At 44.8% G+C, this 14,371-nt stretch carries 16 protein-coding genes; 10 read left to right on the top strand and 6 right to left on the bottom strand.

All coding sequences use genetic code 11. The annotated features are described in order from the left end of the window. Positions 1-141: 141 nt before the first annotated feature. Together CSH92_RS15625 and CSH92_RS15620 are read left to right on the top strand one after the other, a co-directional pair. Entirely contained in the window at positions 142-1,347 is a 1,206-nt protein-coding gene (locus CSH92_RS15625; RefSeq protein ID WP_100658573.1) for a sugar ABC transporter substrate-binding protein, read from the top strand. Further along, positions 1,344-3,293 (top strand): sensor histidine kinase, encoded by a 1,950-nt coding sequence (locus CSH92_RS15620; RefSeq protein WP_100658572.1) that lies wholly within the window; start codon positions 1,344-1,346, stop codon positions 3,291-3,293. The genes CSH92_RS15625 and CSH92_RS15620 overlap by 4 nt, the downstream gene beginning before the upstream one ends. 6 nt (positions 3,294-3,299) lie before the next feature. Here CSH92_RS15620 and CSH92_RS15615 read toward each other — a convergent pair whose 3' ends face one another. After that, positions 3,300-3,593 carry a YebG family protein gene (locus CSH92_RS15615; RefSeq protein ID WP_100658571.1) on the bottom strand — a complete coding sequence of 98 codons (294 nt, stop codon included), beginning with the start codon at positions 3,591-3,593 and terminating at the stop codon, positions 3,300-3,302. A gap of 74 nt (positions 3,594-3,667) precedes the next feature. On the opposite strand from CSH92_RS15615, the gene CSH92_RS15610 reads away from it, so the two are divergent. Then, complete coding sequence (locus tag CSH92_RS15610; protein ID WP_100658570.1) at positions 3,668-4,186, top strand: HAD family hydrolase; 519 nt, start codon at positions 3,668-3,670, stop codon at positions 4,184-4,186. Positions 4,187-4,218: 32 nt separating this feature from the next. Continuing rightward, positions 4,219-4,605 carry a hypothetical protein gene (locus tag CSH92_RS15605; protein WP_100658569.1) on the top strand — a complete coding sequence of 129 codons (387 nt, stop codon included), beginning with the start codon at positions 4,219-4,221 and terminating at the stop codon, positions 4,603-4,605. On the opposite strand, the gene CSH92_RS15600 is transcribed toward CSH92_RS15605, so the two are convergent. After that, positions 4,595-5,686 (bottom strand): SMP-30/gluconolactonase/LRE family protein, encoded by a 1,092-nt coding sequence (locus tag CSH92_RS15600; RefSeq protein ID WP_100658568.1) that lies wholly within the window; start codon positions 5,684-5,686, stop codon positions 4,595-4,597. The genes CSH92_RS15605 and CSH92_RS15600 overlap by 11 nt on opposite strands. 134 nt (positions 5,687-5,820) lie before the next feature. Here CSH92_RS15600 and CSH92_RS15595 point away from each other — a divergent pair, with 134 nt between their 5' ends. From CSH92_RS15595 to CSH92_RS15570, 6 genes are all read left to right on the top strand, one after another. Then, positions 5,821-6,162 carry an MGMT family protein gene (locus tag CSH92_RS15595; RefSeq protein WP_100658567.1) on the top strand — a complete coding sequence of 114 codons (342 nt, stop codon included), beginning with the start codon at positions 5,821-5,823 and terminating at the stop codon, positions 6,160-6,162. 87 nt (positions 6,163-6,249) lie between these two features. Then, positions 6,250-7,470, top strand: a complete 1,221-nt coding sequence (locus CSH92_RS15590) for an HD-GYP domain-containing protein (RefSeq protein ID WP_100658566.1) — start codon at positions 6,250-6,252, stop codon at positions 7,468-7,470. 104 nt (positions 7,471-7,574) lie between these two features. Continuing rightward, positions 7,575-8,372: a hypothetical protein gene (locus tag CSH92_RS15585; protein WP_100658565.1), complete on the top strand. Its 798-nt coding sequence runs from the start codon at positions 7,575-7,577 to the stop codon at positions 8,370-8,372. Between the two features lie 274 nt (positions 8,373-8,646). Further along, positions 8,647-9,294, top strand: a complete 648-nt coding sequence (locus tag CSH92_RS15580) for an energy transducer TonB (RefSeq protein ID WP_100658564.1) — start codon at positions 8,647-8,649, stop codon at positions 9,292-9,294. Between the two features lie 8 nt (positions 9,295-9,302). After that, on the top strand, positions 9,303-9,878 hold the full coding sequence (locus tag CSH92_RS15575; RefSeq protein WP_240612844.1) for an RNA polymerase sigma factor: 576 nt from the start codon (positions 9,303-9,305) through the stop codon (positions 9,876-9,878). After that, positions 9,871-10,455 carry a hypothetical protein gene (locus CSH92_RS15570; protein ID WP_100658563.1) on the top strand — a complete coding sequence of 195 codons (585 nt, stop codon included), beginning with the start codon at positions 9,871-9,873 and terminating at the stop codon, positions 10,453-10,455. The genes CSH92_RS15575 and CSH92_RS15570 overlap by 8 nt, the downstream gene beginning before the upstream one ends. Positions 10,456-10,523: 68 nt before the next feature. On the opposite strand, the gene CSH92_RS15565 is transcribed toward CSH92_RS15570, so the two are convergent. From CSH92_RS15565 to hslR, 4 genes are all read right to left on the bottom strand, one after another. Continuing rightward, positions 10,524-12,110 (bottom strand): phosphoenolpyruvate carboxykinase, encoded by a 1,587-nt coding sequence (locus CSH92_RS15565; RefSeq protein WP_100658562.1) that lies wholly within the window; start codon positions 12,108-12,110, stop codon positions 10,524-10,526. 266 nt (positions 12,111-12,376) lie between these two features. Continuing rightward, positions 12,377-12,949: a hypothetical protein gene (locus tag CSH92_RS15560; protein ID WP_100658561.1), complete on the bottom strand. Its 573-nt coding sequence runs from the start codon at positions 12,947-12,949 to the stop codon at positions 12,377-12,379. After that, a complete protein-coding gene (gene hslO / locus CSH92_RS15555; RefSeq protein ID WP_100658560.1) occupies positions 12,949-13,848 on the bottom strand; it encodes an Hsp33 family molecular chaperone HslO in 900 nt (299 codons plus the stop codon). The genes CSH92_RS15560 and hslO overlap by 1 nt, the downstream gene beginning before the upstream one ends. Before the next feature lie 34 nt (positions 13,849-13,882). Further along, positions 13,883-14,272 carry a ribosome-associated heat shock protein Hsp15 gene (gene hslR / locus CSH92_RS15550; RefSeq protein ID WP_100658559.1) on the bottom strand — a complete coding sequence of 130 codons (390 nt, stop codon included), beginning with the start codon at positions 14,270-14,272 and terminating at the stop codon, positions 13,883-13,885. Between the last annotated feature and the right edge of the window lie 99 nt (positions 14,273-14,371).

Genomic DNA, 14,371 nt, shown 5'->3' with positions numbered 1-14,371 from the left:
GATCAGACAGGCTTTTTTATTTGTCCAAACAATACTCGCAGTGACTGGCTTTGCCCACTGATTAAGAGATCTGCAGTAGAGTTGGAAGCTTGTCCAAGAATTGGTTTATACTCAAAGTATTACTCGAAACGATGGGCAAATATGGCGCAACTAGTTACAGTGCTCAGCTATCTGTGTATGCTAATGCTGCCATTAAATTCTGCTGCGCAATCTATTAGCCGAGAACGCGCTAATATCAATTTATGGATTGCATCTCCACAACTAGAGCAGCCCCTGAAAAAAATTGCTAACCAGTACTCACAACTTGATCCAGCCACCCTGATCAATGTGGTTAGTGTTCCAAATGAAGATCTTAAAACGTCAATTATTAAAACTGTGAGTTCGGGTAAAGCACCAGATATCGTTATTTTGACTTCTGACAACACGGTGTATGCGCGTCCCATGCGGCTATCTTCAATACCGCCAGAACTTGTCAATGACCAACTCAGTGAGCACGAAAAAGCGGCTTTACGATTTAATAAGCAATACTTTGGACTACCGTTATTGCGTTCAAATCGGCTATTGTTGTTTTATAACAAAGCACTTGTGCCTGAACCGGCGCAGAGTTGGGAAACGATTGTGGCACAGGCTACCTCCTTTGCAGAACAGAACATTTTGCCGGTAGGTGTGCTGTTTGAGGAGGCCTACTGGTTTGCCCATTTTGTTAGCTTATTCGGTGGTTCGCTGGCTAGTAATGGTAGTCCTAACTTGGACAGCATGGCTATGCAAAAAGCGCTCAGCTTTTATAAAGAGCTTGGGAACGAAGGTATCATAGATCCGAGTTGTGGTTATGACTGTGTTTCTAAGGACTTTTATCAAGGAGAGGTAGCTTATGCAATCAATGGTACCTGGGCATTGCGGGAAGCGGTTGATAAACTAGGTACTGATCTTGGCATTACTGGATTACCTAGCTATCAAGGCACAGAGATGCACGCGTTAAGCTCGCTGGTAGTCATGGTTTTCCCTAACAATAGCTGGAATGGCCCTAATCAAGTAGCAATCCGTAAAATTGCCCACTATCTACGCAGCCAACAAATCCAAAAATATCTCAGCAATGCGACCCTAATGCGATCGATTATTGCGAATGAGAGCGCACCGCCAGATATCGCTGATTGGTTCGTGATACAAGAAGAGCTGAGTAAACAGAACCGCAATATGCCAGCAGATACTGCATTTGTTTCTATCTGGAGCGCACTGCGCAAAGGGTTAAAATTACATCAATCTGGCGTACTTGATCCGCAACAAACCGCCGAGTACATGCAACAAGTCGCGCGCAAGAACCAACGTCAATTGGAGGCGATACAGTGAACGTAAAAGCGCGTCCGACGCTATCCTTGCGCACCACACTAATTGCCCAGTTCGTCCTCTGTGCTCTTCTTCCCTTGCTGATCCTGAGCGTGTTTTTTATTTCAAGCTTCCGGAGCATTCAAGTTGAACAGCAATTAGATAAACAAACAGCCATTGCGGCTAATACGATGAATAACACTGAGTTTGCTCTCGAAAAGGCGACCACTGCATTAACCCAGATTGCCAGAGATAAGAACATGGCGTTGGCAGGTCAGTCAGGCTTATTCGGGTATAGCGCTGCAAATACCCTCAACGACTTTGTAATGGAGCATAGTTTTGTTGCCGCCACCATTCTCTTTGATGAATCAGGGCAAGTCGCGGAAGCTGCGCCCGAAGTTGCTTTAATTATTGATGCCTCCACTATTAAGCAGCACGTCAATACCGAAGTCTTTACTCGAGTTTCGGTTGTGAAAAGTCAATTTATTACCGACCATGCTTTAGCTGAATTGTTGTTTGACACTACGCGCAATATTCCCATTGCTGGCGAGTTATCAGGGCATATATTACTACTGTCTATCCCACTATTCCTTAGCGAGACTGAACGATTAGATTCCCGTTCTACCTATACGGGGCATGTTATCGCATTCATTTTGGCTGAAGATATTGTTAAGTTGGTATACCAGCGCAGTGGAAGTTTACAACTGGCCAATGTATCTATCGATGGACATCCATTAACATTCCAACAAGGTTTCGCTCGCGAGGGCATAATAGCCAGCTCGGCCGGCTTTCGAATTGCCAGCACCGATATTGCCATCAGTGCAGATTTTTTTGTGGAAGAACGCGAAGCACTTGCTGCAGTAGATGCGCTCACTGCTAGATTTGCTCTGTACGCTGGTGCTATCGTCGTACTCTTCGTCGCACTTGGCTATTTGTTTGTTAGGCTAGAACTTAAACCATTAGAAAAGTTAAATGATATGGTTCAGGCCTTCCATGATGGGAATCTAAGCTATCATCAAGACGAACTTCCTTTTAGAGAGTTTAAGAATGTTACAGCCCTACTCTCCGATATGGCACTTAACATACGCGATTATCAAGAAGATCTAGAAGCGAAAGTTACGCTACGCACGGAAGCGTTGGAAAATGCCTTGGCCGAAGTGAAGAAAATCAATCGCGAATTGATCCGCACCCAGAATCAATTGGTGGAATCAGAGAAAATGTCACAAATTGGGGTCTTAGTCGCCGGCGTTGCACATGAGGTCAACACACCAATTGGGGTTTGCGTTACAGCAACTAGCATCCTTGATGAGAGGCTCCAAGCGCTAAAATACGCGTATGATAATAATCAACTCTCGCGCTCGGTACTTACAGAATTCATCGAACAAGCCAATAATTGTATGGAAATCTTGAGCAAGAACACCGAGCGAGCAGCGGATCTTATTCAAAGCTTTAAAGCGGTTTCAGTTGACCAATCGAGTGAACAACAGAGGGTAATAAACATTAATGAGTACATTGAGTTGGTGCTGAGGAGTCTACACAAAGAATTAGAAAGACAAGAGGTCTCTGTGGAGGTATCCGGTGACCCACAAATAAATGTTGAAACCTACCCTGGGGCATTTAGTCAAATTCTCACGAATCTTGTGCTTAACGCTATCAAGCACGGCTTTGCTGAATACTCTCAAGCTAGCAAAAAAATCAGTATTGAGTTTGCGGTAACTGCACAAGCGCACTTAGAACTGACCTTTAAAGACAATGGGAGAGGCGTTCCTGCAAAAGCATTACCCAAACTCTTTGATCCGTTTTTTACGACCAGTCGCCAAACGGGTGGCAGCGGCCTTGGTCTGAGCATCGTTTACAATTTAGCTACCCAACGACTGGGTGGTAGCATCAACTGCTATTGTGAGCCTGGCGACGGATTAACTCTGTTCATTGAATTTCCGGTAAAACAGATCAAAGCAGCTACCTCCTAGTCTGTATTAAGCATTTGCCGCTTTATCCATTGGTAGCACTTGCGCGCTGTCTTTATCCAATACTTGAGCTGCATCAGTTCCTTTTAATAGCTTAGTAATCGAAACCTTCTCTTGGGCTAGAGTAAACGCAAGTTCTTCAATCGTCTGTTCTTCTAAAGCAGGCATTTTGGCGCTTAAATAAGTTTGTAAATTGTCAGCAATATCAAGCATCTTATCGTATTGATCTGCCGCCTTTTTGTCTGTTGTAACCAATTTTTCAACCCCTTTATACGATACGACGTATTGAATTGTGATTGCCATGTTATAGTCCTTACGTTTTGATGACGTGAACATACAGGCTACACAATTACACTGTATAAATAAACAGTTATTTTATGCTCGAGTTATATACTGCTAAAGCCGTAATTTTTGATCTTGATGGCACTCTAGTTGAGTCAACCTTGGACTTCGCTGCAATTCGGCGTGCCATCGGCTGCCCTCAAAACGAAGACCTGCTCCAATATACCGATGCACTACCCAAAGCTTTGCGCCTCGCAGCGGAAGCTGAGATCCTCGCTCACGAACTCGCAGATGCCGAGCATTCGAATTGGCTAAGCGGCGCCAAAACTTGTATTACCGAGCTAGCCAGCCGAAATACGCCAATGGCTATAGTGACAAGGAATTGCCGTCAAGCTACTGAACTCAAATTGCAGCGCAACAGGATCCCTATTCAATTGGTATTAACTCGCGAAGATGCACCCGCCAAACCAAAACCCGATGCCCTGTTGATGATCGCCGAGTATTGGGGTCTTGCTCCCTGCGAAATCGTGTATGTAGGGGATTACATTTATGATGAACAGGCCGCGCAGAATGCGGGAATGCAATTTTTATATTCAACCTTTGGGCTAGACTAATAATAAATAATTTGATTAATGACGTAGAGACCATGCAGCACGACATCGCAAACGCTCAAGCATTTATGACTAGCCTTACGGTTGAATGGCAAAATGCCCTTATCAACGATGTCATCAACTATGTAACAGAACTCGACTCCTCTATAGAGTGCTTCATTCAATATAAAATGCTCGCAGTGGGCTACGCGAATTCTTCTGCTGAAAACCAAAGCATGTGTTGCATCAACGCGCAAAAAAATTATGTCAGTTTATATGTTGGTAATGTAAACCGAGTTGACCCGACCGGCGAGTTATCAGAGCACTTTGACTGTGGACAGGCCTGTGTCCGGATCAGAAAAAGGCGTGCTCATGAGCGCACCAAGGTTTACGCACTGTTAGATGCGGTTTACCGTGATTGGCGCAGCTCAATTAAAGACTAATAGTGGCGCTGTTAATCACCGCGACATGAGGTTCCGTTAAACTGGTTATGTATAAGTCTTGCTTGTACTCAAACACGCCAGTTGTAAGTGCTAACTTACTGTTTGGCTCAACTATACTAAGCACTACCATACCATGCTGGTTAACCTTTAAGAGGTGTCCCTTGCTTGCGGGTTGCGGCTGCATGAAGAGCGGTAATGTGGCAATTAAGTTCCTAACTCTGGGCCAGGTTGCAAGCGCGTCAAGAAGTGCTGAGCGTGGCGCGGCAAGACCTACCCAGTAGCCGCCATCACTGGCCAGCGATAAGTTATCGGGGAACCCCGGCAAGTTATCAACCAGTACTTCTGCCTTACCCTTGTTATGTCCACTCAAAGGGATCTTTAGTATCCGATAGTTCCCCGTTTCGTTAACCAAGAGTGACTTTTGATCGTGACTTACCACAATTCCATTAGCAAATTGTAAGCCTGTGGCCAAAAGCTCAAGGCTGCGAACATCGGGTGTGTACGCAAAAACTCGCCCATGTCCACCATGCTCTAGTAAATCCAAATGACTTGCGACCGTAGGATTGGTATACACTCGCGGGGTAAATTTTGCGCTCGCGTCAGTGAAATAGATTGTGCCGTTTTGAGCAATCGCAACAGCATCAACGAACCCCAAGCGGACGCCTTGGTATGTATCCACTAGAACTGTAACCTCACAATCCGATGCTATGCTCAGTAAACCATGCATAGCATCAGCCACGATTAAATTTCCATGTCCATCGAAGCGTAAGCCAAGCGGAAAACCATTAGTTGCACACCATGCTGTGAACTGAGTTTGCTGCGAAGACTTTTTAACAAGAAAGCCGTTGGCTGAAGATGCGTAAAGTGAGCCAAAAGCGTCAACCGTCAGATCTTCTGGGCCAAAACTGTCCTGCATGGATAAGAGGGTTAAATTTTCTGGTTCAATACTAATGGTTGCTGCTGCACGGACTTCCGCGCCCGATGGTTCCCACTGTACAGCGTCGATTGGGGATGAAGTAATCCATACCCATGCTGCAATGACCAGAACAATACCAGCAAAAAGCTGAAACCTTTTCTTCATGCAATTCTCTTATTCCGACTAGTCAATGAGCGTAAGCAATAAAAACTTTATCGCCCATATTCTCGCGCTATGCTGCACTAAAGTTATACACTTTCTGATCTAAAAGCGCGAAGAAGTAGCGAAGTTTTAAATATATGGCAACAGAATCTATGCAGCGAATTTGGCAAGTGGTCAAGCTGATACCCGTTGGGCGTGTGGCCACCTATGGGCAAGTCGCCGACCTTGCCGGTTTGCCTGGGCGTGCCAGGCTAACCTCAAAGGCATTAGGGGCGGCACCAAAAGCGATGCAACTACCATGGTATCGAGTATTACGCAGTGACGGCAAGATTGCCTTTGACAAGCACAGTGACTTTGCTTTACGCCAACGCGATGCGCTGCTTGCAGAAGACATAATGGTGACTAACTTTCGCGTTAAGTTAGACCAATTTCAGTGGCAACCAGCACTGACCACCTTGTTGTATGAGCTGGATTTTTAGTCACCTCAATGACTTTTAACATGCAATTACTTGTTTCATCGTGCAGTTTGATTTACCTTCAACATATTACCCAGTATTAACAACCCGATGTCTGACACCAAGCTTACCAAAATCTCAATCAACGACCTGAAACCAGGTATGTTTGTTGATAGTATTGCCGAGCAAAAAGGCAATCTGCAGGTGGCCAGCAGAGGTAAAGTCACCAAACGCGCCATTGTCGCCTCATTGAAAAAGCGCGGTGTTCTCTCAGTTCTTATCGACCCATCCAAACAATTTATTCCAGATGAAGCCGAAAGCCCACAAGAGCCAGAAGCTACGGAAGTTGAAGAACCAGTAAAAGAAGAAGTAACGCAGAAGCGTGAAGTCAGCTTTGATCGCGAGGTAGCTGTTGCTAACAAGCTGCATAAAAAAGGTAAATCCGTCCAAAAGGTTCTACTTAATTCTGTAGCAAAGGGTTTACCGATGGATATCGCGGTACCTGAGGAATTTACTAAGAACCTGGTTGGCTCTATCGACCGAAATCCGAATGCCCTGCTTTGCTTAACGAAGATTCGAGAAAAAGACGACTATTTGCTAGAGCATTCGTTGAACGTAGCTATTCTGCTAGCGAATTTTGCCCAGTATATCGGCCTCAAAGAAGAAGAAGTGCAAGAGTTAGCCTTGTCAGGTTTCTTACATGATATCGGTAAAATCCGCATACCTGATAAGATTTTGCACAAGCCAGGTCGGCTTACTGATCAAGAAATGAACATCATGCGCGATCATGTTGTTTATGGGATTGAAGCCTTGCAAGAGATGGACATTCCAGAGCGCATGATCAGAACTGTGGGTGAACACCACGAACGATTGGACGGCTATGGCTACCCAGAGGGAGCGCGTGATGATGAAATCAGTTTTTATGGTCGTATGATCGCGATTGTGGATGTATACGATGCGCTGACCGCTGACCGTTGCTATAAAGCCGGTATGCCGAGTCAAAAAGCACTGCAAATTTTACTCAAAGACACCCCGCACAAATACGATCGGGAGCTTGTCCAAAAATTTATTAAGTGTATTGGTATTTACCCAGTCGGTAGCCTGGTAAAACTTTCAGATGAGACTATCGCAATGGTGGTTAAGCATAATGAAGACGCCCCACTTAAGCCTATTGTAAAAGTATTCTATTCACTACGCGGCAAGCATTATCTCGCCCCCAAAGACATAAATTTGTCGAAAATTGAATATCGCCTCGATATTGAAAAAGCAGTACTTGCCAGTGACTATAAACTGGACTTCAAAAACTTCTTCGAAAATAAAATCGCTATTTAACATTAGCTAGTTGCTTTACAACGTCTATTGCCCAAAAACCTGAACCAATGCATCATTAATATACTTTTCATGTACATGTTTTAAGTTAAAAAGGAATTTAAGCAATGAATCTATTGCGCAATATTGGGATATTTGTTTTTGGTATTTTAGTCGGCTATGGCTTGTCTCAGATAAAACCATCATCAGATTCGACTATGTCAGGTGGACTCGGTACCAATACTCCACTGACAGAAATTAAGAGGGTAAATGAAGATACTTCTCTTGCAATAAACGCTGCTGGTAACGTTGATTCGAAAAATAAAGTAAAACTTCCTAATACTCAGTCTTCTCCAGCAACAAATTTAGCTGCTCCAGATCTAGATAGTAGCCCCAACCCTGTTCGTTCATCCATACCGCAAAACCAGACTGCTTTGCCATCTCTTGACTCGAAATCGGCAAGCATTGACGATCATGACAGCCAAGTTTTTAGCGAATGGCAATCTGCCCGTAAAGAAGAGCTGTTTGAATTAATTTCAAATCTAAAGGACACAGAAGCGAGGGATTTTATTGCAACCAAGGTGATCAATGAGAACCCTTTTCTGACAGAATCGAATGCCCGTCAATCCGAGCTTGATGACGAAATATGGGCTATGCAAATGCAGCAAGACTTATATATGTTATTTAACACTCAGCAGGATGTTGCTTCTGGTGCTGTTCAAATTGACAGTTTAGTGTGCAAGCAACTTGTCTGTGAGATAGTTGCGAAGGAGCAAGTGCCGCGCACATGGATGAATGTATACATAAACGTTATGAAGCTTTTAATTGAGCGCGGCGAGAAATTAAACACCACCAGTCCGCATAACTATGAATTTAATTTTGACAATGATTCGTTTATTTATAATCAATTTGTTTTCATCATCTAGGCTCTGAACCCCAATCACTCCCTAAGCATTGCAAAGGGATTTGAACTGAACCGTCGCGCATCAGAAAAAATGGACGCTAATTCACACCTACATTGTTCTGTTTATACCTATGTCCCAAGAGCACAAAAAAATTCGAGTAGAAAACAGTAATTCCTGTTCTTACTTGATTAATCAGAGAAATAACAACCAAGGGAAAGTGGTTTTTCTGTTGTAACCAAATCCCTTAACCCCTTTCTTTCCTCTTATTCGTTAGTGTAGAAAAAGAGGAAATATTATGAATCAAGTCGCCACATTATATCCTGAGTCGCTAATTAGAATTTCAACCCGAACCTTACTATCAATGGTAATCGCTAGCGCGTTTACATATGGACTTTTTGTATTAATGCATCTAATGACCAAACAGGAAGGCCGTCCCACTGTAAGTCAAGCTACACCTGTTATCATCGATCCGGTTTTCCAAGCGCCCGATGAAACACTGATTGAAAATACTAGAGTTGAGCCGCCCCCCAAGGTACAGAAACTCCCAGAATTACCGCGGGAAGTACCAGAAGATCCTATTGCACCAAATGGCTCTCACTTTACGGTTAATATTCCGACTGCGCCAGGTGTCAAAATAAGCGGGCCTGATACTTTTGGTAAAATGGACTCAGAGCTACGCCCCATCGTAAGGGCGGATCCAAAGTATCCGGCGGATGCTGCCAGAGATGGTATAGAAGGCTGGGTCAAGCTAAGTTACGACGTTGATCATACTGGTTCAGTGACAAATGTTGATGTAATAGATGCTCAGCCCAAGCGTCGTTTTGACAAAGCAGCTAAGCAAGCGCTGACTCGTTGGAAGTACCAACCTCGCAAAGAAAATGGTGTCACCGTTTATCAGGCAGGGTTGACCGTTGTGCTAGAATTTACTTTAGATAATCAATAAGGAAGTGGATGAGTCTATCAATTGCAATCAGAGGCTGGTTTAGCAAATCAGTCAGCAATGAACAACTGATGCAGCAGTATGCGAGAGATCGTCAACGGCAGCTGCTGGCTCAGTTGTACGAAAATTGTGGAGACGATCTTTACCATTTCTTATTAACGCTTTCAGACCCCGCAAAGGCCGAAGACATAGCGCAGCAAGTTTGGCTCAAAGTCATTGAGAAAAGTCATCTTTATCAACCCAATGGACAATTTAAATCTTGGCTGTTTACTATTGGTCGGCGGTTATTACTCGACGAGTTACGGCGCGATGCAAAGCTCACCTCACAGTCATTTAGCGATGCTGAGAGCGCTGATATCAATATTGATCGGACTGACGAATTAGTCCTATTTAATCAATTGTTGAATTCTCTGCCGTTTGCTCAGAAAGAGGCGTTCTGTTTACAACAAGAAGGCTTTTCTCTAGAGGAAATTGCGGCAATAACCCACTGTTCAAGAGAAACGGTAAAGAGCAGACTGCGTTATGCAAAACAAAAACTTTGTCAACATATGACCGATACAACAGATTTTGGAGATAGCGATGGATAATCCACAAGACGACAAGCTAACCTCGCTATACCGTCAACGCAAACTGCAGATTGAAACACCAGATTCTATCCGTCGCGTAGCCTTGAAACATGCAAAGGAGCGGACGGCAAATCCGGAAACTGTGTGGTGGAATTTTGGCCGCCAATTGTCTCTGGCAACTGGGTTTGCCTGTATAGTTATGCTGGGTATATTGGTCAACTATACAATGTCTGACAGGGGCGAGTTCAAGCGAGAAGAAACAGTGGTTGAAATTACGCGGCTATCAACTGTACCACACAGCATTAGGGAAACCCTCAATGAGGATTATCGCCAAGCCACCAATAGGCTAGCGCAGCGTCAATTAACCACCGCCATTCACCATAAACAGGTCGCGCAGCTGGCTTATTCTGAGGCGGGGTGGGAAGTCAAAATGTGTGATAACAAGTCTCTGCAAATCAGTTCATTGCTGCTGGCGGAATTGGCCGCAAACAATGCCCTAGCATTAGACGCCCATCAGGGCGACTTTGTGGAACTCGCCTTCTCTGACACGGGCCTTTTGATAGGCATCACGAAAACAAATACACCGTTGCACTGTTAAGTTCTATTACTTCACATAAAAAAGCCCGGTTAACTCTACGTTACCGGGCGCAATTATGACTTCAAAACTTAGGCTTTCTTGGGGCCTGCATCAACGATAGCTTGGTCAACATCGTATTTAGCGAAGTTTTGATTGAACTCACCGATTAGCTTATCCATATAAGCGATGTATGCCGTTGGGTCCTGCCAAGTCTTTTGTGGCACCAACAACTCAGTTGCAACACCCTCAACAGTATTTGGCACACGCAAATTCAAACCATCGATCAACGTAGTGTCAGCCACATCTAACGTGTCATTTACAATGGCGTCAATAACAGCACGTGTGGTTGGAATATCAAAACGTTTGCCTTGCCCGTATGGGCCGCCCGTCCAACCGGTATTCACCAAGTAAACTTTGGTACCAAACTCGCGGATACGCTTGATCAACAATTCAGCATACACACGCGCGGGACGCGGAAAGAACGGCGCACCAAAGCATGTAGAAAAAGTAGATTCGATATCTGCGGTTGAGCCAATCTCAGTTGAGCCAACTTTCGCTGTGTAACCACTTAAGAAGTGATACGCCGCTGCTTGCTCATCCAGAATCGATACTGGCGGTAAAACACCACTCACATCGCAGGTAAGAAAGACAATCGCGCGTGGCTCGCCGGCACGGTTAGCTTCTATCCGTTTATTAATATGCGTTAGCGGGTATGCCGCTCGTGAATTCTGGGTCAAAGACACATCATCATAATCAGGCTTACGCGCATCATCTAAAACTACGTTTTCTAGGATCGCACCATACTTGATTGCATCCCAGATAACCGGCTCGTTTTTTTGCGACAAGTTAATGCATTTTGCATAGCAGCCGCCTTCAAAATTAAATACGCTACCAACGCCCCAGCCGTGCTCATCATCACCAATCAAGAAACGTTTTGGATCAGCCGACAGCGTAGTTTTACCCGTACCAGACAAGCCAAAGAAAAGTGTTACATCGCCTGCTTCGCCCACATTCGCTGAGCAGTGCATGGGCAGCACTTCAGCTGCTGGTAATAAGAAGTTTTGCACAGAGAACATAGCTTTCTTCATTTCACCGGCATAGCGCATGCCGGCAAGTAATACTTTACGTTCCGCAAAATTGATAATTACCACGCCGTCACTGTTAGTTCCATCTCGCTCAGGAACACATTCGAAGCCCGGGCAGTTTAAAATTTGCCATACCGGCTTGTCGGCGCGATGCGCATCTTGTGATGGAATGAACATGTTGCGAGCGAACAAGTGTTGCCACGCGGTTTCAGTGCGCACGCTGACCGGTAGACCGAAATCTTCACAAGCGCCAACCTGCATAAGTGAGTGAAAGTGCTCGCGTTCAGCAATAAAGCTTTCTACCCGGTCCCAAAGTGCAGCAAAGGCCTCGGCTGGAAATTCTCGGTTTACTTTGCCCCATTCAATTTCTGCCTGTGTCGATGGCTCATTAACAATAAAACGGTCAGCCGGTGAGCGGCCTGTTCGCGCCCCCGTTTCGACAACCAGAGCACCATTCTCAGCCAAACGACCTTCGCCACGACGGATCGCATGTTCAATCAGCTCAGCATGTGACAGATTATGATAAATGGTAGGTGCTTGTTCGGTTACAGCTTGGCTGTTGAGTTTTGATGCTTCGACGGCAGCGTTCATAATGGGGGCTCCAAAATTGTAAACTTTCAGCACAACTTACAACCAGATGCGCTTTTCGGGCGCGACAATACAGAGCTTTGCCGCAGACTGCAAGTTTAACTGATCAGTCAGCGCACAACCCAATAGATAAAAGACATACTCGCTATTCACGATATCTAGATAGCTATTCACCGCATTGATTTTCTGATGTGTAATAGCTGCGAAAGGAGGAGTAAAACCCGAATCAATTACAACAATTTTGTAATTTTATTACAAGCCAACAGGAGTTACTTCAGTTGCTCAACCATAAGCTGCAAATATTGGGTATAGCCCACGCTATCAAAATGCATAGAGTGCTGATTCATAAAGCCATGTAAGTAGTCGGTTTTATGTACCTGAACATTAGGCAATTGCTGTAATCGTGCATTCAATCTAGCGACATCAAAATGCGTCTCATCGCTGGCAGAAAACCAATCGATAGGTACTCGTGGCGCATCCGGTAGTAAATGCCGAACTTGACCGCCATAAAAAGCGAAAAAGCGTGTCACTGGGGTTTCAGGGTGTTGCGTTAAGCATTGCCACAGTGCCGATGCCCCGACACTAAAACCGATTACATGCTTGAGCTCGGTATTTTGTAAGATTTCGTAGTAAATTTTCGTCGCATAATCATGCACTGATGATTGCTGACAAAAAAATTCGTAAGCTGCTGACTCATTCTCAAATGGAGGAGCATCGCCCTCGTATGCATCAATAACAGATACACCTTGGCCTAGCTTATTTGCCAGCGCATGAAGCGCGGGCGTCGCACCAAAAATATCAGCAGCAATAAGGAGCGTGGGCGCGCTGTTTCGGCCACTCACTATTGCTGTGTATTGTTTGACGTTGCATTAGCAAACCCGGCATGAATACTTTCCACATCCATGCCATCAAATTCATACTTAGTGTGGCAATACTGGCAATCCATGGCAATAACTCCCTCCTCGGCAATAATTGAAAGCAGCTCGGCCTTATCAATGTTTTTTAATGCTTCGGCACTACGTTCACGTGAACAGGTGCAAGCAAACTGAACATCGTGGGCTGGGTATAATTCCACATCATGCTCGTGATACAAACGGTGCAATAATGTATTGGCTTCTAACGACAATATTTCTTCTGCTGTCATTGTGTCTGTCAACATGGCGAGCTCATTGAAAGTCGCATGATCTTGTACAGATGTTGCCGCACTGCTTTGTGGTAGTACTTGCAATAGCAGTCCTGCCGTTCTCGATGTTGTAGACGATGTTTCTGTAAACAACGCAACTCGAGTGGGCAATTGTTCAGACTGTTCAAAATAGTTTTGGATACAAGCCGCAAGTGAATCCTGGTCAAGCCCAACCAACCCTTGATAACGCTCCCCCTTTTCCGGCGTAATGGTAATCGCGAGCACACCTTTGCGAAACAACCCGCTAAATGCCACTGGCCAACTGCTATCGGTATCGTCCCAGCGCGCGATACCTCTTACTTTTTGATCATGCGTCGCATCGACTACGGCATAGCGTATTTTGCCTTCACTTTGAATTTGTAAGCTAATTTCACCTTTAAATTTCAATGTGGCAGTGAGTAATGTTGCCGCGCTTAACATGTCACCCAACAGTTTCTTCACTGGGTCTGGATAATCGTGCGAGGCTAATAACTCACTGAAACTATCCTGAAGTTGCACCAGCTCTCCACGTACATGCGCGTTTGGGAAAACGTAACGTTGTAATTGGTCTTTATTCATAATGGATCCATCGTTTTAATACATCTACGCTCGATTACTGGTGCTTAATTCGGATCAGTTGTCGGCGTTGCTTTTTGTCTGGGCGCTGATCGGGGTGCGGATTGTGAAACGCCTGTGCTTTTCGAGCTTCTGCATTTTGTTGGCGCTTCAACATACTGGGTGCTGTCTCACGATACATCTTTTGTGCTAACTGAGCGGCTCTGCGTTTATCAAAGATCTCGATAATTTCTACTTCTTTAACATCATACCCCGCGGGCACCCGCACCATAGCTCCTAACTCAACCGTTTTGCCCGGTTTGCTGCGCTGCCCATTGTAATGCACTTTACCTGCTTGCACAGCATCTCTAGCGAGTGCTCGGGTTTTAAAAAAACGCGCAGCCCACAGCCATTTATCTAAGCGTACTGCACTGTTTATTTCTGCCATTGGAACTAAATTGCCTTAATTATCGTCATAAATGTTTCATACCCTCGCATTAGAGTTGTGACCGCGACCTAGACTAGGCTATTATGGGGCGCGTTATTA

The sequence above is a fragment of the Neoalteromonas flava genome, assembly GCF_002807685.1.
Lineage (GTDB): Bacteria > Pseudomonadota > Gammaproteobacteria > Enterobacterales > Alteromonadaceae > Alteromonas_E > Alteromonas_E flava.
The sequence above is the reverse complement of the archived record's forward strand: the minus strand, read 5'-3'. Positions and strand labels throughout refer to the sequence as shown.

Excerpts from the sequence above, each read along its gene's own strand:
- hslR (WP_100658559.1), bottom strand. The coding sequence starts at position 14,272 with ATGGCAGAAATAAACAGTGCAGTACGCTTAGATAAATGGCTGTGGGCT.
- CSH92_RS15590 (WP_100658566.1), top strand. The coding sequence starts at position 6,250 with ATGTCTGACACCAAGCTTACCAAAATCTCAATCAACGACCTGAAACCA.
- CSH92_RS15580 (WP_100658564.1), top strand. The coding sequence starts at position 8,647 with ATGAATCAAGTCGCCACATTATATCCTGAGTCGCTAATTAGAATTTCA.
- CSH92_RS15600 (WP_100658568.1), bottom strand. The coding sequence starts at position 5,686 with ATGAAGAAAAGGTTTCAGCTTTTTGCTGGTATTGTTCTGGTCATTGCA.
- CSH92_RS15605 (WP_100658569.1), top strand. The coding sequence starts at position 4,219 with ATGCAGCACGACATCGCAAACGCTCAAGCATTTATGACTAGCCTTACG.
- CSH92_RS15595 (WP_100658567.1), top strand. The coding sequence starts at position 5,821 with ATGGCAACAGAATCTATGCAGCGAATTTGGCAAGTGGTCAAGCTGATA.
- hslO (WP_100658560.1), bottom strand. The coding sequence starts at position 13,848 with ATGAATAAAGACCAATTACAACGTTACGTTTTCCCAAACGCGCATGTA.
- CSH92_RS15565 (WP_100658562.1), bottom strand. The coding sequence starts at position 12,110 with ATGAACGCTGCCGTCGAAGCATCAAAACTCAACAGCCAAGCTGTAACC.
- CSH92_RS15625 (WP_100658573.1), top strand. The coding sequence starts at position 142 with ATGGCGCAACTAGTTACAGTGCTCAGCTATCTGTGTATGCTAATGCTG.
- CSH92_RS15575 (WP_240612844.1), top strand. The coding sequence starts at position 9,303 with ATGAGTCTATCAATTGCAATCAGAGGCTGGTTTAGCAAATCAGTCAGC.
- CSH92_RS15570 (WP_100658563.1), top strand. The coding sequence starts at position 9,871 with ATGGATAATCCACAAGACGACAAGCTAACCTCGCTATACCGTCAACGC.
- CSH92_RS15615 (WP_100658571.1), bottom strand. The coding sequence starts at position 3,593 with ATGGCAATCACAATTCAATACGTCGTATCGTATAAAGGGGTTGAAAAA.
- CSH92_RS15585 (WP_100658565.1), top strand. The coding sequence starts at position 7,575 with ATGAATCTATTGCGCAATATTGGGATATTTGTTTTTGGTATTTTAGTC.
- CSH92_RS15610 (WP_100658570.1), top strand. The coding sequence starts at position 3,668 with ATGCTCGAGTTATATACTGCTAAAGCCGTAATTTTTGATCTTGATGGC.